The sequence below is a fragment of the Streptomyces sp. NBC_01214 genome (genome assembly GCF_026340975.1).
GTDB lineage: Bacteria > Actinomycetota > Actinomycetes > Streptomycetales > Streptomycetaceae > Streptomyces.
Map to the genome: position 1 here is coordinate 2,001,235 of NZ_JAPEOS010000003.1, position 19,188 is coordinate 2,020,422.

The 19,188-nt window shown below is 69.5% G+C and carries 13 protein-coding genes; 3 read left to right on the top strand and 10 right to left on the bottom strand.

Annotation, left to right across the window (positions count from 1 at the left end):
- Positions 1-35: 35 nt before the first annotated feature.
- The 9 genes from OG594_RS45805 to OG594_RS45845 all read right to left on the bottom strand — a co-directional run bounded on the left by OG594_RS45805 (position 36) and on the right by OG594_RS45845 (position 12,522).
- Positions 36-1,793, bottom strand: coding sequence for a VCBS repeat-containing protein (locus OG594_RS45805; protein ID WP_266608608.1), 1,758 nt, complete (start codon positions 1,791-1,793; stop codon positions 36-38).
- A 193-nt stretch (positions 1,794-1,986) separates the two neighbouring features.
- Positions 1,987-2,682 carry a hypothetical protein gene (locus OG594_RS45810; RefSeq protein ID WP_266608610.1) on the bottom strand — a complete coding sequence of 232 codons (696 nt, stop codon included), beginning with the start codon at positions 2,680-2,682 and terminating at the stop codon, positions 1,987-1,989.
- A gap of 148 nt (positions 2,683-2,830) precedes the next feature.
- Complete coding sequence (locus OG594_RS47315) at positions 2,831-4,327, bottom strand: peptidylprolyl isomerase (RefSeq protein WP_323185479.1); 1,497 nt, start codon at positions 4,325-4,327, stop codon at positions 2,831-2,833.
- A gap of 763 nt (positions 4,328-5,090) precedes the next feature.
- Positions 5,091-6,440 carry an MATE family efflux transporter gene (locus OG594_RS45820; RefSeq protein WP_266608611.1) on the bottom strand — a complete coding sequence of 450 codons (1,350 nt, stop codon included), beginning with the start codon at positions 6,438-6,440 and terminating at the stop codon, positions 5,091-5,093.
- Positions 6,437-7,459 carry an LLM class F420-dependent oxidoreductase gene (locus OG594_RS45825; protein WP_266608613.1) on the bottom strand — a complete coding sequence of 341 codons (1,023 nt, stop codon included), beginning with the start codon at positions 7,457-7,459 and terminating at the stop codon, positions 6,437-6,439. The genes OG594_RS45820 and OG594_RS45825 overlap by 4 nt, the downstream gene beginning before the upstream one ends.
- Positions 7,460-7,525: 66 nt before the next feature.
- Positions 7,526-8,923, bottom strand: coding sequence for a YcaO-like family protein (locus tag OG594_RS45830; RefSeq protein ID WP_266608615.1), 1,398 nt, complete (start codon positions 8,921-8,923; stop codon positions 7,526-7,528).
- 691 nt (positions 8,924-9,614) lie between these two features.
- Positions 9,615-10,424, bottom strand: a complete 810-nt coding sequence (locus OG594_RS45835; RefSeq protein ID WP_266608910.1) for an ABC transporter ATP-binding protein — start codon at positions 10,422-10,424, stop codon at positions 9,615-9,617.
- Positions 10,425-10,435: 11 nt separating this feature from the next.
- A complete protein-coding gene (locus OG594_RS45840) occupies positions 10,436-11,515 on the bottom strand; it encodes an iron ABC transporter permease (protein ID WP_266608911.1) in 1,080 nt (359 codons plus the stop codon).
- A 20-nt stretch (positions 11,516-11,535) separates the two neighbouring features.
- On the bottom strand, positions 11,536-12,522 hold the full coding sequence (locus tag OG594_RS45845) for an ABC transporter substrate-binding protein (RefSeq protein WP_266608617.1): 987 nt from the start codon (positions 12,520-12,522) through the stop codon (positions 11,536-11,538).
- Positions 12,523-13,693: 1,171 nt separating this feature from the next.
- Between OG594_RS45845 and OG594_RS45855 the strand changes: the two genes are divergently transcribed.
- The 3 genes from OG594_RS45855 to OG594_RS45865 all read left to right on the top strand — a co-directional run bounded on the left by OG594_RS45855 (position 13,694) and on the right by OG594_RS45865 (position 16,857).
- Positions 13,694-14,161, top strand: a complete 468-nt coding sequence (locus OG594_RS45855) for a lamin tail domain-containing protein (RefSeq protein WP_266608618.1) — start codon at positions 13,694-13,696, stop codon at positions 14,159-14,161.
- A 1,009-nt stretch (positions 14,162-15,170) separates the two neighbouring features.
- Positions 15,171-15,611, top strand: coding sequence for a hypothetical protein (locus tag OG594_RS45860; protein WP_266608620.1), 441 nt, complete (start codon positions 15,171-15,173; stop codon positions 15,609-15,611).
- Between the two features lie 478 nt (positions 15,612-16,089).
- Entirely contained in the window at positions 16,090-16,857 is a 768-nt protein-coding gene (locus OG594_RS45865; protein ID WP_266608634.1) for a 2OG-Fe dioxygenase family protein, read from the top strand.
- Between the two features lie 189 nt (positions 16,858-17,046).
- Here the strand turns inward: OG594_RS45865 and OG594_RS45870 are convergent, their stop codons facing one another.
- Positions 17,047-17,886 (bottom strand): IS5 family transposase, encoded by an 840-nt coding sequence (locus tag OG594_RS45870; protein WP_266608635.1) that lies wholly within the window; start codon positions 17,884-17,886, stop codon positions 17,047-17,049.
- Positions 17,887-19,188 lie beyond the last annotated feature (1,302 nt).

Below are 19,188 nucleotides of genomic sequence, written 5' to 3' on the forward strand. Positions count from 1 at the left end.
CCATCGCTGCTGCGCGACCGGGCGGCCGCAGAATTTCAGACGATGTTCCTATAGAGGTCCCAACCGGTGCCGAACTTCACCCGGGCGGCGAAGGTCGCGGTGCCGGTCTTGCCCGTCGAGGAGTACCGGTACACGACGCCGTTCGGGAGTCGGCAGAGTAGGTCGCCCTTGCTGTCGCCGTCGATGTCACCCGGGACGAACAGCTTGTCGTACTGGTCGAAGCCGCTGCCGACCTGCTCCCGGGCGGCGAACGGCGCGGTGGCCGTGCCCGTCCCCTTGAAGAGGAACAGGCGGCCGGAGGTGTCCCGGGCGAGCAGGTCGGGCCGCCCGTCGCCGGAGTAGTCGCCCGCGCCGACGAGCGCGTCGTAGCCGTTCCAGCCGGTGCCGACCTTGATGCGCGCGCCGAATTTGGTGACCAGCGCACCGTCGCCGGGGTGGAGCCACAGGGTGCCGCCGGAGTCGCGGCTGAGGAGGTCGCCCTTGCCGTCGCCGGTAAGGTCACCGGGGCCGACCGTCACGGTGTAGTTCCACGTCGTGCTGACCCGCTCGTTCTGGATGTACAGGTCGCTGCCGATGTTCTGTACGTACGTCGCGTGGTTGCGGCTGTTGAGCCCGGTGGCGTACGCGGTGCGGGATCCGGGCGTCTCCTTGCCGGCCCAGATCGGCGGCGTCCGGTAGTCGCCGTTGGCCAGGGCGCTGTACTTGGCGAGGTCGTTGTCCGCCTCGGTGCCGAGGTTCTGTGCCTTGCCGTAGAGCGACGTGGTGCCCGCGCCGACGATGAACTTGTTCAGTTCATAGCCACTGCCGAAGTACGCGGGTGCGGCGAACCGGCCGCCACCGACCGACTTGAACCAGTACTCCACGCCGTCGCGGTCGCGGGCGAGCAGGTCGCTCAGGCCGTCGCCGTCGCCGTCGTCCGAGCCGGTGATCACGTTGTACGCGTTCCAGCCGTTGCCGACCTTGACGCGGGCTTTGAGCGGGGCGGTGGCGCTGCCGGCCCCCTTGTGGAACCACAACTCACCGCTCAGCGTACGGGTGAGGACGTCGCCCAGGCCGTCGCCGTCGACGTCGCTGGCCCCGACCAGCTGGTCGTAGATCCCCCAGCCCGTGTCGACCTTGACCCGGCCGTTGAAGGGTTTGCTGACGCTGCCGGTGCCGGTGTACAGCCACAGGTCGCCGGCATAGTCGCGGGCCAGCAGGTCGGGGTGGCGGTCCCCGGTCAGATCACCGGTGGCCATGACGCGGTTGTAGATCTGCCAGCCGCGGCCCGACCACAGCGGCGCCGACGTGCTCGTCAGGCCGGCCTCGTAGAGCGTGAGCACGCCGTCGAAGGAGAGCGAGAGCAGTTCGGCCTTGGTGGTGCCGCCCACGTCGCCCACCGGCAGCAGGTCCTTGAACGAGGCGCTGGGGTCGGGGTCGGTCTTGTGGATCGTGTATTCGCTCCAGGACGAGATCGACGACAGGTAGACGGCCGTGGTCTGGTCGTACTCCATGACGATCATGTCGCTGATGCCGTCGCCGTCGACGTCGTGCCGCGGCTTGGCGGCGGCCAGCGGCGCTGGCCCCGTGGCGCGGCCGGGCAGGACGACGCTCGGGTACTTGCGATCCCCGCCCGGAGCGGCCTCGGAGACCGAATCCGCCGCCGGGCCGGCTAATGGCTGGACGGTGGCGGAGTTGGCTGTGCCGGGCTGCGGGGCAGCGCTGCTCGGGGCGGCGGTCAGGGCGCTGACGGCCAGGGCCAGTACGCCGCCAGCGGCCAGTGCACGCAGTCTTCCACGGTGCGATGAAGTCAAGATCCCCCCTGAGGATCGAGCCGGGACTCGCCCGGACACGTGTCGCTGTGTGCTCGGAGACACACATCCACGCGTGAACGGTTCCCGCTTCCACCTGTGCCGCGCCATGGACCACGCCAGCGGAAGTTCTGCATCAATTCGTTTCCATAGGCGGAGTTGAAGGGCCCGAGGGCTTCGACCGGCGAGCCAGGCACTACCGCAGCGGCGGGTTCGCCGACGAGATCTCCTTGGTCGGCGCGCGCGAGCAGACGAGGACATCCGAATGGTTCGGAGGCCGCAACCACCCTGATGCCCCGGTCCTCTTCGACGGCCAGCCAGGGCGCTGCAACCGGGCGTGGGCGGCTTGGACGGTGTTTCGGTAGTGGGCAACCAGGCGGGACAAGGCCATGTCACGTTGATCGGCCATGGCATGGGTGTAGCCGTGGGTGACGACACGGCCCCAGACCGTGCCGAGTTCGATGAGGTGGGCGCCCGCGAGACGCTGAAGGACGGCTTCGACCTGGTCAGGGCTGGCGTCGCTGAGATGGGAGGCGGCTTCGGTGGACAAATCAAAACCAGGGTTGAGGGGCAGCGGGCGAAACAGTCGGGCCTGGCCGTCAGGCAGGAGTTGGTGGGACAAGCCGAAGGCGGCGCGGACGGCTCGGCCGTGACGGGCCGGCTTGTCCAGTCGGCTGTGTCCGACTTGCAGGTCGGCGACGAGGGCAGCGGCAGCTATCCGCAGTGCGCCCATGACGCGCTCCTCGACGTGGCCCTGCCGCAGTCCGCCGTTCCCTCCGAGAGCTACGCACACCTCAGCCGGCGCGTTCTGCCGGCTCTTCCAGTGAGTGGTCCAGTGTGCAAACCAACGGCTGTTGCCGGCCTTCGAATCGAGGACCAACTCCTCGTCCACGTCTGCCAACCCCCGCTCCAGCTGCGGATCAGGGAAGTCGGTGGTCGCCCGGGGCGCGGGCACCCCGGGCAGAGGCCACCGCAGCGCCCAGGACGAGGTCGGCAGGCTTTGCGGCAGCGGCCGCGGCTTCGGCGCGGGCCGCGGGGAGTCAATGCCGGCAGGACGGCCGGACGCGGAGCAGCTCGGTCCGCAGCACGGGTGTGCCGTCGACCGGTGCCGGGTCCTCCGCGGTCGGCTCGATTCCTCCGGCGGCGGTTTTGTCGAGCGTTGCCAGGCCGTCGGGGCCGACCGTGCCGAACACCGTGTAGTTCGGACGCAGTGCGGAGTCGCCGTAGACCACGAAGAACTGTGAGCCGTTCGTGTCCGGACCGGCGTTGGCCATCGCGAGCAGGCCGCGCCCGTACAAGCGGCGCGCGCCGGTCGGATCGGTCGGTGCGGGTGGCAAATCCACCGGAAGCTCGTCCTTGTACTTGTACCCGGGCCCTCCCTCACCGGTACCGGTCGGGTCGCCGCACTGCAGGACCTTCAGCGTCGGATACGCCGTCAGACGGTGGCACACCGTCCGGTCGTAGAACCCATGCCGTGCCAGGTGCAGGAAACTCTGGACCGTGCACGGCGCCTTGGCCCGGTCCAAACGCAGCGGGAGCGGACCCTGGCTGGTCGGAACAGCCAGGTCAACCGTGCCATGGCTAGGGGTGCGCCGCGGGTCAGGCGGCAGCGGGACATGACGCGCGGGCGGCTCGTCCGGGGTCTGTACGTACTGGCAAGGGCCGTGCGTGGTGCGCGGCGGAGCGCCGTCGGAAGCGGTGGCGGCACTTCCACCGGACACGACTAACGTCACGGCCGCACATGCGCTGATCAGTGCTCGGTTCATCTTGCGCGCCCTCCTGATGATCGCCAGGTTTTGGAGCGGTCGCAGTCTAGGGCGTGGTGCGGCCGGCGGGAATGGGTATGGGTAACGACAGAAGGCCGGCAAGGGGCGCTGCTCCAGGACCGCAGCGGCCGGTCCTGGTGGCGACCGCCGGGCAGCGCCCGGCGGCCTGCTCCTCGACGGCGAGCTCGTCGCGTACGGGAGTGCTACGAGCCGCCGGTCGGTCCGGCGGACTGGACGGCGGCGGAGCGCCTGGTGCGCGAGGCAGCGGCTGCGTTGTCCTGAGGCACTGCCCGATCGCGACGTCGAGGACCGCCGTGTTCCGCGGCGTGGCCTAGCGTTCCATGGAGCTCGTAGCAGGCCTGCGCTGCGCCGAGGTTCTGCTCGAACGCGGCGCCGGAGGTGTCCCAGAAGATCTCCAGCATCGATGCTTGTGATGCGTTCGGGCAGGCCCTGCTCGAGGTGGGCGCCGGCCTTCAGGGCGGGCAGGGTAATGACGTCCAGCAGGCCGTCCTGGCCAAGTGTGCTCGGGACGTTGAGCAGACCCGGCATGGCCGCTTCGAGCAGTTTGGGCGCGAGGGCGGCCTGTTGGGGGTAGAAGTCGTCGCGCCTGATCACGATCACGTGGAGCTCAGCGTGTGGGGTGATCGCGGCGGTGATCTGGTCGGTGGCGGCCAGGCGACGCTCCTGGGCCTCCTCCTGGGCACCGTGTGTCAAGGCGATCACGTAGGACCGGCCTTCGGACATCCGGGTCCTGTCGCCGTCCGCGCACATGACGCTCACCGTCACCGAGGCGCCGGCGGCGCACCCTTGAACGCCTTCTCCACCTGGGCCCGTAGCCAACCCGGACCGGCCCACCGCCGAAGAGCGGGGCGTGCTCGCTGCTGCCGAGGATCCGCACCCACACCAGCCCGTCGGCGTGACCGGCGACCTCGCGGTCGTCGGCCCGGTAGCCGACGTCCGCCGACGAGGTCGGGGGAAGGCCCGGCTCGAGTGCGAGCTTCGCGGCGCCCGGCAGTCGGCCGGGAACCCACCGCTCCGCCAGCTCCTTCGCCCGGTCCCTGACCAGACACGGCATCCCCATCCGTCGCTCCCGCGCGACCGCCCTGATCCCAGCTCGCCGAGGAGATGCAGCCCGCGGTCCTGGCCCCGTTCCTCGGGCTCCACGTCATCACCGCGCTGCAACGGCGCCGCCGAGCCGCAACCGACGGGACCCCCCACCTCCAAGCACGCCAGCGCGCCCTCGCGGCCAGACGACCATCGTCCGGGTCGTGATCGTTTCTTCGACGAAAACGGCCACCCAGCGGGGTGAGTTGCCCCACGACTCCCTCCCACCCGGAGCAGGCCCGGCTACAAACCGGATCATGATCACCAAGCTGATGCCGCGCGGCCTTCCCGCCCTCGCGCTCGCCGCCCTACCCCGGCTCGCCACCAGCTTCCCCGAGGCTGCCGACACGCCAGCCGCGAAGAAGACGCCTCTCACCGAACTGACCTCCTCAGGCTGCGCGTCATTGTCGAGCAGCCCAAGGAGTGCCGATCAACCGTCTGCCGATGCCGCCGCCGGGGCAGGAGACGGACCTGCTGCGCCGGCGAATCGGCGTCGGTAGCGCAGCTGGAGCAAGGCCACGTACAGCAGGCCGAAGGCGATCCAGGCGAGGTAGATGCCCGGCAGGCCGAGGCCGGCGTGGACGCCGAGGAGCCAGCCGAGCGGGATGAGCAGGAGGTAGTCGCTGGTCACGGAGGCGAACATGACCGCTCGGGTGTCGCCGGCGGCGCGCAGCAGGGCGGCGTGGGACATGGCCACGACGAAGGGGGCGAGGCTCAGCAAGGCCAGTGGTGTCGCGGCCCAGGCGCGGTCGATGACCTGGGGGTCGTCCGTGACCAGGGAGATCAGCGGGCGGCCGAAGGCCAGAGCTACCGCGGAGGGAACGGCGACCATGATCAGCATGAGCCGGAGGCCGGTACGGTGCCAGGCCGTCGCACCCTCGACGTTGTCGCGGCCCAGTTCCTGTCCGGCCAGGATCATGACGGCCGCGGCGGCCGAGCTGAGGAAGGTGAAGGTCACCAGGATGAGGTTGTCGACGATGCGGTAGGCCGCCAGGTCCTGCGTGCTCATGCGGGCGGCGAACCCGGCCAGCAGTGCTTCGTTGAGGTAGCCGATACCTGACGTGCTCATCTCCGGCCACCCGATGCGCCACAGCTTCCCGGTGACGCCGACCGGCTTGTCCGCTGTCTTGCTGTACTGCGGTAGGCAGGTCCGGCTGTATGCGGCCACGTAGCCGGCTCCGGCGGCCGTCGCGGCCAGGGTCGCCAGGGCCGCGCCGGTGACGCCGAGGTCGGCCCGGAAGATCAGGAGCAGGCCGAGGGGCAGGTTGACCACGTTGATGAGCAGGGCGGTGTACATCGAGACCCGTGTGGCCCCGATCCCCGCGCAGGCTCCTTGGAGGGTGAACGAGACGGCGGCGAACGGCACCGCGAACGCCATCACGCGCAGGTAGGTGGCTCCGGGCCCGATCAGTTCGTCCGGGGCGCCCAGCAGCGCCAGGGCCGGCGCGGCCGTGACGTACAGCAGCACACCGACCACCGCGCCGGCCCCGACCGAGACGGTCAGCCCGACCCTCACCGTCCCGGCCACCTCGTCCGGCCGCCCCGCGCCGTGGCGTTGGGCGACCTGGACCTGGACGGCGGTCGCCCAGCCGCGTACGACGATCAGGGCGACGAGGTAGACGGGGGCGGCCAGCGCGAAGGCGCTCAAGGCACCGGTGGACAGCCGGGCGAGCATGGCCGTGTCGACGACGTTGACGACGATCTGCGTCAGGCCGGCGATCAGCAACGGGTATGTCAGGGCCCAGGCTCGGCGCACCGTCGGGCGGGCGGGTTCGTTCACAGAGCGGCCTGGGCGGCTTCCAGCAGCTCGATGTCGCGGTCGAGCAGGATGAGGGTGTCCACGCGCGAGTCCTTCCAGGCCAGGATCCTGTCGATGATGGCCGGGAGGGGCCCGGTCAGGGCCACTTCGTCGAGCAGCGTGTCGGGGACGGCTGTTACGGCCTCGGCCTTGCGGCCCTCGGCGAACAGTTCACGGATGGTGTGCGCGGGGCCTTCGTAGCCCATGTGGCAGGCGATGTCGAAGTACGTATTGCGCGCCCCCGCCCCGACCGCACCGATCAGGTGGGCGAACAGGGGCCGCAGTTTGTCGCGGCCTTCCTCCATGGTGTCGGCGCGGGCGACGTAGAGGATCGGACAGATCTTGACATCATCGGGCGCGCGACCGGCTCGGGCGATTCCTTCGTCCAGGGGGCGGGTCAGCGCGGCCTCGTGTTCGGGGGCGTACATGCCGGCCAGCCAGCCGTCCGCGATCTCTCCGGCCAGCGCCACGTTCTGGGGGCCGATCGCGCCCAGGTAGAGCGGGATGTGGGGGCGGAGCGGCTTCATGTCCGCCTTCACCGGGCGGGCCTGTCCGCTGGAGCCGGGCCCGCGGTAGGGGACCTGGTAGACCTGCCCGTCGTGGGCGACCCGGCTGCTGTTCGCGACGGCCTGGCGGACGATGTCCACGTACTCGCGGGTCCGCCGCAGCGGCTTGTCGTACGGCTGGCCGTGCCAGCCCTCGACGATCCACGGCACGGAGAGGCCGAGGCCGAGGTGGAAGCGGCCGGCGGACAGGACGTCGAGGGTCATGGCGGTCATCGCGGTGGCGGCGGGGGTGCGGGCCGGGATCTGCATGATGGCCGTGCCGAGCTTGATCCGTTCGGTCCTGGCCGCCAGGTAGCCGAGCACGCTCACGGCGTCCGGTCCGTACTCCTCCACGCTCCACACCGAGTCGACGCCGATCTGCTCGGCCCGCTCGACGATCGGGAGCACGTTCTCAATGGGTTCTCCGCCATAGCCCAGGGCCAGCCCGAGACGCATGCAGTCACTCCACTCTCTAGTGCCGTAAGGGACGAAGGGGGGTGTCGATCAGGTCGCGCGGAGCCGTCAGGAGAACGGCAGCGGATGACGGACCAGGTCACTCTCGGTGAGGGGCCGGGGCAGCCAGCCCCGGGCGAGCGGCTCCTCGTAGAGCCGTCGGCCGCCGAGGAAGGGGAATGCCGCCGGGGCGTTGCAGTAGAGGCCGGGCACGATGACGCGGGCGACGTGCAGGCCGGCGGCCCGCACCTCCGGTGTCGCCAGGTCCACGGCGATGGTGCGCATCCCCTGTTCGGAGAGTCGCCGGCGCAGGGCAGTCGGCCCGAGGTCGGCGGTCGCCTCTCCCGGGCGAGCCGATCTGGGTGCGCGGAGCCGGTCCAGGCGGGCATCCTGCATGGCCGGGTCGAGATGGACCTGGGGGTGGAGCCGTACGTCGTTGACGTCGCGCCAGTCGGGCCGGAAGTCCTTGAGGTAGGCGCGGTCGTGGCGGAACGGCCGGTACGGGCGGTGGTCCGCGCGGCCGGCTCGAACGGCGCGCCAGAAGCCGCTGTCGTACTCCAGCAGCTCCAGGCTGCTTTCGTGCATGCCGATGGCCTCGGTGAACGCCTTGGCCGCGGCGGCTTCGGCAGTCGAGCGGCAGGCGCTGCCGAAGGCGACCAGCTGCCGGTCCTTGTCCTCGATGAACACCCCGGCGACCAAGGCATCGACTGTCGACGGCACCCGCAGGAAGGTCACCGTCAGGCCTGCGGCGTTGGCTTCGGCAAGTGCGGAGGCCAGTGGCCCCTCAACGTCGAGGACAAGCCGGGTGGCTGGTGCGCCGCTGGTCCACCACAGCGTGACGGCGTCGCGTTCCAGCACTTCCTCCAGCGCGGAACGCTGCGCCTGCTCGATGCTCGTACCGGCGGCTGTGCCCGCGAGCATCGGGTAGTTGGTCGGGGGCTCGGCCGCGTGGGCGCCCCGGAAGTAGTTCACGTACGCCAGGGACGCCGGGACCAGGACTTCGCTGCCGTCGTCCAGGTCGCGCCCGGCCACCCAGGCGATCGGCAGCTCGGTCGACATCGGGTCGAAGGGAAAGCCTCGGTGGGCGTACTGGGTTCGGGAGTACAGAGCGAACTCCCGCGGATCTACAGCCGGGCGGCCGACGCGTACGAGTTCTGCGTACGAGACGACGGGCAGGACGTCAGGGACGACGTTGCCGCAGAGCCGCTCGACGGCTTCGCCGACTGCGGCCTTGCGCGCCTGTTCGTGGTCGCCGAGCGCGGCGCCTCCGGTGACCGCGTCCACGGACCAGCGGTTGAACTCCGGCCGTGGCGACAACCTGGCGCTGTAGGAAACGCAGGTCGGAACCGTTTCGACGCGAGGCCGGTCTCGCGTGACCCGGTCGACCAGTGCGAGCGGGGAGCCGGGCGCAGGCCCGGCGGCCGTCTCGATATCGACCGGCTTCGCCGCCTGGCCGGGTGCTGCCACGGAGCCCACACTCCTCTACATCGGTCGGGCGGTACGCGACCGCGCCCGTGGCCCGGTCAGCGCGCGGCGGGGGACGACGTCGTACCGTCGTCCCCCGCCGCTCGGTCAGCTCTCGGTCGACTCGTCCTCGTGGTCCTCACGCCACTCGAACGGAGCGTCCACGGCCGGGGTGTGGGACTTCAGGCCCTGCTGTTCCTCGGGCTCGGCCCAACCGGTGTGTGCCATTTCGGTGTCCTCCTTCGGGGTCGACACAGGAACCATTTCACTGGGATGCGATATCTATGCAGTTGCGAGTAGGTCGCAATAAAGCTAGAGCCGTCATCCCGAGGATTTCAATAGGCAATCGGGGACGGAAGAAAAACGTGCGCCTGAATCAGGCCAGAAGAATTACATCGGGTCACATCCGGCCGCAATTTCCACCGCCCGCATTCTGTGCCACAGGAGGCGCTTCGCGCCCCCAGGCAACTTCGTCTCCGCAGGCTCGCTTGCCTGCCAATGGGCCCGCCACCAGCACGGATTCGCCATCACCGGTACGGCATGCGTCCCCCTCCCTCAAGCCCGCGATCGAACACGCATCGGAGCGCGACGACCAAATCAACCAAATAAGGGAACGCCAAATTCACCCCGTGGTAAACCCTTGTAAACATTCCCCGCTGTTCCGGTGCGGGACCCGAAAAAGACCGCCGATGCGTCAGGCCCTGAATTCGCTCCTCTCCTGGAGGGCGGTACCGGGCAGCAGGGTGACCTGCGGGATTCCGGTCCTGGGGTGCGGTGCGACGTCGGCGTTGACGCGGTAGACCTCGGCCAGCAGGTCGGCCGTGAGGACCTCCTGCGGGGTTCCGGTGGCAACGAGGCGGCCGCCGTCCATCACGCAGATCCGGTGGCAGAAGGACGCGGCGAGGTTCAGGTCGTGCAGCGCGATGACGGCGGTGACGCCGAGCCTGCGGACGAGCCGGAGCGCGTCCAGCTGGTGGCGCAGGTCCAGGTGGTTGGTGGGCTCGTCCAGCACCATCGTGCCCGCGCGTTGGGCGAGGGCGCGGGCGATGAGCACCCGCTGTTTCTCCCCGCCGGAGAGCCGGTCGAAGGGGGCGTGCATCAGGGGCGCGACGTTGAGCTCGGCCAGCGCGTCCGTGATGATGTCGCGGTCGCCGGCGTCGTCGCCGGCGAAGGCACGCTTGTGGGGGGTGCGGCCCATGGCCACGACGTCGTAGACGGTGAGCTCGAAATCCCCGGCCGTCTCCTGCAGAACAGCGGCCAGACGGCGGGCCAGGCGCTTGGCCGGTAACCGCCAGACGTCCTCGCCGTCCAGCAGCACTCTGCCCGCAGCGGGCCGCTGCGCCCGGTAGACCGTCCGCAACAGCGTCGACTTGCCTGCCCCGTTGGGGCCGACGAGCCCCACCACCTCCCCCGGCGCCACGCGCAAGGACACCCGGTCCACGAGTGTTCGGCCTTTCACGACGACCGATACGTCTTCAGCGTCGAGGGCGCCGGGCTTGCCCATGGATCTGTCCGTCACTGTGCCCTCCTCCTCATCAGCCAGAGGAAGAACGGGCCTCCGACCAGGGCGGTCAGGATGCCCACGGGTATCTCCTCCGGGCTCATGAACGTCCGGGCTGCGAGGTCGGCGGCCATGAGGAACGCCGCCCCGAGCAGTGCGGCCGCCGGCAGGGCCCGGCGGTGGTCGGCGCCCACGAGGAGGCGCACCACGTGCGGCAGGATCAGCCCGACGAAGCCGATCTGGCCGCTCACCGCGACGATCGTGCCGATCATCAGCGCCACGAGCACGAACAGCGTCCCGCGGAAGCGGTGGACGTCCAGGCCGAGCGAGGCGGCCGCTTCCTCCCCCGCCAGCAGGAGGTTGAGGGGGCGACAGACGCCCAGCAGGACCGCCGTCCCGAGCAGGACCGCCCCGACGGGGATCCAGACGGTAGTCCAGGTCGTGCCGGCCAGCCCACCCAGCATCCACCGCAGCGCCGACTGGGTCTTCTGCGGCTCGCTGGAGGTGACGACCAGGAAACTGGCGACGGCGGAGAGGACTTCCGCCATCGCCACGCCCGCGAGCACCAGGCGCACGGTGGTCATCCGCCCGCCGGACCTGGCGAGGAAGTAGACCGCCACCAGCGCGGCGAGGGCCCCGCCGAACGTCGCGACCGGTACGGAGAACATGCCGAAGAGCGTCACGTTGAAGACGAGGACGACCACCGCTCCGACCGAGGCACCCGAGGACACCCCGAGCAGCATCGGGTCGGCCAGCGGATTGCGGACCAGGGCCTGCAGCGCCATCCCGGACACCGACAGGCCCGCGCCCACCACCCCGGCCAACAGCATGCGGGGCAGCCGCACATCGACCACGATCGTCTCGCGCACCGGCGTCCAGGTCTGCTCGGCCAGCCCCGGATGAAGGCGGTGCAGCAGGATCGACCAGACCTGGTCGGCCGGCACGGTGATCGAGCCGACTGCGACCCCGGCCGTCGCCGCGGCGATCACGAGGAAGCCCAGGACCACGAGCACGACGCCGTACGGAATCCCGCGCCGCCGGAAGCCCGTTTGACCGGCTGAAGCCGGCACGGTGACCGCGCCGGAAGCCTCCATTTCCCCCTGCCGGAGGTCGGTCACCGGAAACGGTCCGGGTGGATCTGCCGGGCCAGGGACTCCACCGCCGACGGCACCCGTACGCCGAGGACCGTCGACGACAGCGGGAGCACCGCGAACCGCTTGTTCTTGATCGCCGGCACGTCCTTCAGCGCCGGATTCGCCAGCAGGAACTTCTTCTTGTCCTCGACGGGCTGGTCACCGTAGTCGTAGATGACGACAACGTCGGGGGCCCGTTCGGCGACCTGCTCGAACGACACGTCACCGAAGGCCTTGTCCACGTCGGCGAACAAGTTCACCCCGCCGGCCCGTTTGATCAGCTCGTTGCCGATGCCCTTGCCGCCCGCGGTGAAGGCGGTCTTGTCTCCGCTGTCGTAGACGAACAGCTTGACCGGCTGCACCCCTGTGAGCTTGCCCTCGACGGCAATCAGGGTGCCGTGGAGCTTCTTCACTTCCGCCTCGGCCCGGTCGGGCACGCCGAATATCTTCGCGACGGTGCGCACCTCCTCGTCCATCGCCGCCATCGTCACGGGGCCGGCAGGGCACTCCTCGATGTTGAGGTGAGTGTTGACCCCGACCTTGGCCAGGGCGTCGCGGCTGCGCCCCTCCTTCTCGTCGAAGGTCGTGGCGAACCCGCCGTAGACGAAGTCCGGTTCGGCAGCCAGCAGCACCTCGGCGGACGGGTACTCCTTGGACAGGACCTTGATCTTGCCGAAGGCGGCTTGGTACTCGGGCAGGATCGAGTCATCGAGGTAGCCGGTTCCCACCATCGACCTCTCCAGCCCGAGCGCAAGCATCAGCTCGGTCGCGTGCTGGTTCAGCGACACCGCCCGCTGCGGAGGCCGCTCGTAGGTGGTCTTCACACCGCAGTTGGACACCGTGACCGGAAACCCCTCGCCGACAGACCCCGCTGAGGCGGGTCTGTCCGACGCGGGACTTCCACAGCCCGAGATCAGCAAGGCCACGCTGAGAGCCGACAACAACGGCAGCCGACGCTTGATCCTCATCCAGTGGTTCCTTTCACCGCAGTTGATCGGACGGGCAGCGCACGTCATGGAGCTGGGCGGAGCGGATGTTTCACGGTGGGTGCAGATAAAGAACAGCCCCACGCCCTGCAACGTCTCAGCAACTGCGATAGCGGTGCAATAGAGCGGAACGGCCGGGAGGGGCGCACGGATGCACGACGGGTTGTGGGCTTGAATCCCTTAGCCAAGTGACGACACGAGCGGTTGACACGGCCCCGACGCAGGACCCCCTTGCCTGAGCTCGTCACCGACGCCGAGCGGCACCCCAGGTACAGACGGGCTGGCGCTCAGGGACCGCCGCATGCCACCGAAAGGGAATATCGCGCGGTTCGAACGACGCTCCCCGCCAGCTGGGGCATCCGGGTGGACGGCGGCGCGGAGTGAGGCGTACACGAACGACCAGGGCCAGCCGGCTTCCCTGGTGGCGGTAACTGCTCGCTCGAACCGGTTGAGGGCTGACCGGGACCTGGCTGAGTGGTTCCTGCCGGCGTCGGATGTGCTGTGCCGGTACGGCGCCGAGTGGACCGCGACCAAGCTCCGCTGGGGCCTCGCGGTCGACGAGGCCGAGCGGGACCACCTGCTCGACATCGCGGCCGGCTGCGGCGGCACGGACGTGGAGTTCGCCCCCGCCCCGTGGACCAGTCCGAAGGTCAGGGCCGCTCCCTCGACAGGTGGCGGCCCTTTGCTGTGCTCCTCAGCTGCTCGTGACAGCAGCGTGGCCGTGCCGGTCCAACTACATGCGTTGTTGGGCTGGCGGGGGTGTGGGCGGGGCGAGAATCGTGTGCGAGTCACGGACTGGTGTGCGAAGAATTCTGCAGAACGGTTGTTACTTGATCAACTACTCCGGTCGGGTGAAGCGGCGAATGGGTGCGTCCGGTGGTGCGCCGGAGCGCGTCGACCTCGTTGTCCGGTTTGTGGTGCGGGTGGGTGTAGCGGTCAGTGAATGTCAGGGGCACGTTCGGGCGGAATGCATGCATCTGGCAGGTGACTGTGACGGATATGTCCACGTCTGGTAACTGGTGTCGGTGGGGGCTGCGGTGGGGGGCGTGTCGGGTCGAGAGTGTGGCCCTCGGCTCACCCCGGGCCGACACCGCAAAGGCCTCCACCATCCTGTTTCGGCTGGTGGGGCACTGTTCTTGAGGGAGCGTCACCCATGTCTTCTGCTTCTTCCTCCGTACGCCGTATCGCTGCCACGGTCCTGGCCGCCGGCGCCATCGTCTCTGCCGCCGCGCTGCCGGCGTCCGCCGCGGACGGGGACCGTCACCACCAGCGGCCGCGGGTGGAGATCAGCCGGGTCCAGGCCGACAGCCCCGGACGCGACGACCACTCGAACCGCTCCCTGAACAACGAGTGGGTGGAGATCACCAACACCACCCGCAACGCCATCAACCTCCGCGGCTGGACCCTGCGCGACAGCGACGGCAACCGCTACCGCTTCGACAACGTCCGCATCGCCTCCCGTGCCACGATCCGTATCCACACCGGCAACGGCCGCGACACCCGTACCGACCTCTTCCAGGACCGCCGCGACCACGTCTGGGACAACCGCGCCGACACCGCCACCCTGCGCGACGACCGCGGCCGCACCGTCGACACCGAATCCTGGGGCCGTCGCCGCTAACCCCCACCACCCCGCGGGCCGCGCCTCATGCCGCGAAGCCTGCTTGAGATGACCCACCCGCAGCCGGACCGACCGCTGAACGGCACACGAGCACGGGCCGTCGCCCCACCGGGCGGCGGCCCGCGCTGCTGTATGCAACGGGTCTCCCAGTTCCCCGAGCTCGCCAAGCTCGAGCGCGCCGGCGCCGGCGCCGGCGCCGTCGCCGCCGCCGTCGCGATCCGGTCCCGGGTAGCCAGAATCGTCGACGTCGCCCGTGCGGCTCTCGTCGTCACCGCGATCGTGTTCGTGATGAACGGCGACGGATGGTTCCATCCCCGGCACCTGCTCGCCGAAGCCCCGCCGGTGCGACGGACTGGGGAGTCCCTCAGGACCACCCACCCGCACTTGTGCGACGGCTGCAAGCAACGGCCCGTCGCCGCCGAAGGCCAAGTGGCCGGCAAGCAGGAGTACCACGAGCCGGTGCACGTGGGGGAGGGCACGACTTCCAGCGTGAGACCCGCCGTTCTGTCTGTTGCGAATGCGGGGCCCAGCTCACCGACGAACGGCGGAAGGCGATCGAGCGCGGCGGCTGGAGCACTCTCCATGAGTCCAACCCGTCCTTGTGCGAGAAATGCGACCAGCGGTACGTCACCCGCATACGCGGGGCTTGGCCGTCCCGGTAGCGCCATGAGGAGCAGGAACAAGCCACGCCCGGGCAGAAGGCCAGTGGATGGCTCTCCCGCTTCTGTCCCGGGCAAACCTCCTGACAGCCGGGCAAGCCCCCCGTTCGAGGCGGGCAAGCCACCCCTCGAACGGGGGGGCTTGCCCACGGCCGTCGCAACGCGCCGAGCTGGAACTGTGCCACGGCGATCTACCGCACGGCGGCGGCGGTGGGTGCCAGCCTGGCCAAGGCCGCGCCTGTGTCTTTGCCCGCTGGTTGGCCAGGCGGCGCAGCGCTTGTTGGCTGGTGTTGAGAGGTTGTCGTGGTCCTGGTGCGCGGGGTGGCGGCCGGGCAGGCTAGTTTGCTCGGGTGAGTTTCCTTGATGATGTGGCCGAGCGCGATGGCTGGCGCTGCTGGGTGTGTGACGAACCGGTTGACCCCGACGAGTCGGTGAACGACCCGCGTGGGCCCAGTGTCGACAGCCGGACCGCTGACCGGAAGGCCAAGGTTGCCGAGCGGCTCGCGCACCGCGGGTGCAATACCCGCAAGGGTGCGGTCAAGGTGGTCATCGCCTGGCCGGAGCGCCTGTACGTAGTCGAACCCGCGCCGCTGATCACCGTTGCCGAGAGGCTGGAGCGCAAGGGCGGCCGCGAGATGGTGGGCCGTTGTCCGACCAGGAAGGACGCCCAGGAGGCGGCGGATTGGCTGGTGGACCGGTTCTCCCGACTGGTACCAGGGCTGCCGGTGACCGCCGACATCCAGGCTGGCGGCGGCCAGTTCCTCGTCATCCTGTCCACCGGCCGCCGATGACCGGGGACCACCCACGCACACCCGCGTCGAGATGGGGACCATCTGGCCATCCATCGCTGCAAAGCCTGGCCAACTAGCGTGCGAAGGCACTGCGCCTACCGCATCCCATGCTGGCCCCGGGGGAGGGTTGCACCGGAGGGCGGCTGAACCGTTGCCTGGACGGTTCATTTCAGCTGAGGAAAGCCATTCGTGAATGGTGATCTTCTGGTCGGGCTCGCAGATCGGATTTGCGTCCTCTGCCGACCCGTAGGGCGCTCTGCAGCCGGGCAGCCCGTAGCCTCGACCGTTCGACGAGCACGCCGCAAGGGTTGTGGCCTCGTCTCGCAGGGCCGTGTCGAGCCCGGGGCATGACGGGGGAGGCGTGCGCATGGCCGGCACGGGCCGCAGGCGCCCTGGCCCTGGTGGTGACCTGTTGGAGGAACACGTGGAAAAGGCCCAGCGCCGATCGCACTCCGGTGTGGGGGCTCCTGGTGAGGGCATGGAAGGTCTGCGCGTGCGCGGGTTCGCCCGCTACGGCGCTGCACAACTCGGCATCTCGGCCGGCTCCGCCTTGAGGGACTTGGCCAGGATCCGGGAGGTCTTCGCGGCTCTGCCGCCCGATCCGTACGCTCCGGGAACGAATCGGTTCCGCCGGTACTCCCATGCCGTGTATCTGCCGTGGAAGGACGAACTGTCCTGGATTCCCGGAACCCCCCACCCCGTACACGGTACGGTCACCGACTTCTCCCAGGGCGAGGACGACCCTGAGCACCCGCAGAAGCGTCGCGTGCTCCCCGACATCCCCGAAGCGCTGCGCGGCAACGCCCTGCTGTTGCGACTCCTGCGCTGGGACATCGAGCAGGTCCTGTTCCTGAAGAATCTGGGGAACCGGCCGTTGTGGGCCGGCGTCCACCTGATCAGGCTCGGCGTCGACCGTCCCGGCCAGGACGCCGTTTCCTCCCCGAACTGCCTGCACCAGGACGGAGGCTCTGCCAGCACGTTCACCTTCGCCCACCTGATCAGCCGTACCAACGTCATCGGCGGGCAGAACGTCATCGCCACACCGGGCAGCGCGGGCCTCCAGCCCGAGGACCCGTGGACGGACATCCACGCCGCCTTCACCCTCACCGACCCACTGGACGGCTACGCCGTCCACGACCACAGGGTCAGCCACTACGTCGGCCCGGTCCGCGCGGGCTCCGAGCCAGGGCCGGGCGAACGGTCCATCCTCATCGTCGGCCTCGCGCCGTACGTCCCCCAGCTGTGACACCGGCACCACCACGCCCAGCCCGCCGAACGCACCAGCGCGCGGTGCGGGCATTCCGGTCACGTCCGCCCACTCGTCTTCAAGGACGCTCGGTTCTCTGTGGGCCTTGCCGGGCCACCGGCCGTGCCGCCACGCTGAGAGGGCGTTTCATCCCGTTGTTTCATCCCGGATTGCCGGGTTGAGGGCGGTTCATGCGCCGCGCCAGCTGGGGGTGGATTCGGCGGTGAGTCTGCGGGTCATGAGGTTGATCATTGCGAGGTGGATCATGGCTTCGGAGCGGTGTGGATGGGCTTCGTAGTCGCGGGCCAGGCGGCGGTGGTTCATGTGCCAGCCGAGGGTTCTCTCGACGGTCCACCTTCGCGGCAGGACTGAAAATGCCCTGGTGGTGGGGTCGCGGCGGACGATGTGCATGTCGATGCCGAGGGTGGCGGCGTGCTCGACGAGGTGTTGGCGGTAGCCTCCGTCGACCCAGGTCTTGCGGACGGTGGGATGGTCGGCGGCGACCCGTTCGACGAGAGTCTGGCCGGCGATCGAGTCCTGCACGCTCGCAGCGGTGACCAGGACTTGGAGGAGGAGCCCGACGGTGTCGATGACGATGCTCCGCTTCCTTCCGACGATCTTCTTGCCGGCGTCGATGCCCTGCTCACAGGCCGGCACGTTGGTGGAGGTCTTGATGCTCTGCGAGTCGATGACACACGCCGTCGGTTCCTCCTCCCGGCCCTCCTGTCTGCGGACTTGGCGTCGCAGGAGCGTGTTGAGCTGGTCGAAGACGCCCTCTTCCTGCCAGCGCGCGAAGTAGGCGTAGACCGTGTTCCAGTGCGGGTAGTCGTGCGGAAGGTAGCGCCACGGAATGCCCGTCCGGTTCACGTAGAGCACCGTGTCAAGCAGACTGCGCAAGTCATGGTCGGGTGGCCGGCCGATGTCTAGGCCGCGGCCACGGCGCTCGGACCGCCACGCGGTCAGAACCGGCTCGACAAGCTCCCACCGGGCATCGGACAGATCGCTCGGGTATCGGCGGCGTTCAGACATGATTCTGGGCTACCCAGCCGGCCCGGGTGTGCGGACCGGCGCCCGAAACACACGGCGTGAAACCCGGCGCCTTGGGATTGCACAGGAGGAGGCAGAGCAAGACACTCGCCCGGCAGCCACTCCCACATCATGAATCGCACCAACCCCAACAGCCCCAACCGACCACAAGCCCATACTGGCCTCAAACAGCCTCAATAAAGCGCTAGACACCCTCTGACTGCCTGTTTGTGAGGCCGCCATGACAAGTGCCGTCGTGGTGCTGCCGTTGTGTAGGCGGGGCCCTCGTGACGGGACGACGCGGCCCTGGGCATCGTCGGCCCGCAGTCGACGATCGGCAAGAATCACGATGGCGATGGGCTCATGACACGGTTTGGTCTCCGGTCGCCATGTCATGGCTGTCCCTCCTTGTCAGAGGGGCCGCTTAGGGTGGCAGGCGAGATCGCCGGAGGGCGGGGGGGGCGGGGGTCGTTCAGGGGGATCGGGGGATGTGTCAATGAGTTGGTGGACCAGGAAGCCGCAGGGAGAGCGGGCCCGGTGGGTGCTCGAACCGCTGCTGGGGGTCGGGCCGTTGCGCTTCGGTATGGATCCCGAGCAGGTTCAGGCGGCGTTGGGCGGGGCGGACGTGTCGGTGTCGCAGACGTCAGACGGCAGACTGTCCTGGCAGCTGTACCCCGACGTGGGTGTGACCGCGGTCTACGGGCACGGGCCGCGCCTCGTCGCGGTGGCGGTTGATCCGTGGTGCGGGCCGCTGGTGCGGCTATGGGATGTCGAGCTGATCGCCCGGGTGCCCTCCGAGGTCCGTGCGGAAATTCGGGGTCTCGCCGGGAGTGCGGGGGTCTCCGTGAGGTCGAACTGGAGCGGCGATCCGGAGGTGGCGGCCTGGGGGCTGTCCATGGGGGCCGCGCAGGACTGGGGTTCTCCGTCCGAGGAGGCGACGCGGAAGGACAGGGTGATCACGGACGCCCTGCTGGTCGGCCCCGAGCTGGCCGAGGATCCGTACGCGACCGCCCCGGTGATCGGTTGGTACGACGTTCGCGAAGCGAGGCCGAACCCCGGAACACCCCCGCTGCCTCCGCAGGAGCGGCCCCACTGGGCCTGGACGCCGCTGGCAGGGGTCGGACCGCTCCGGTTCGGGATGACCGTGAACCAGGTGTCTGCCGCACTGGGCTGGGAAGCGCCGGCCATCCGCCGGGGATGGAACCTGTGGGCCGGACGCGGAGCCGGACCGTGGTACCTGAGGGAGGAGCAGTTCGACGGGGCAGGGGTCACCGCCCACTTACTGGTCCCCGGAAGGCCCTCCCA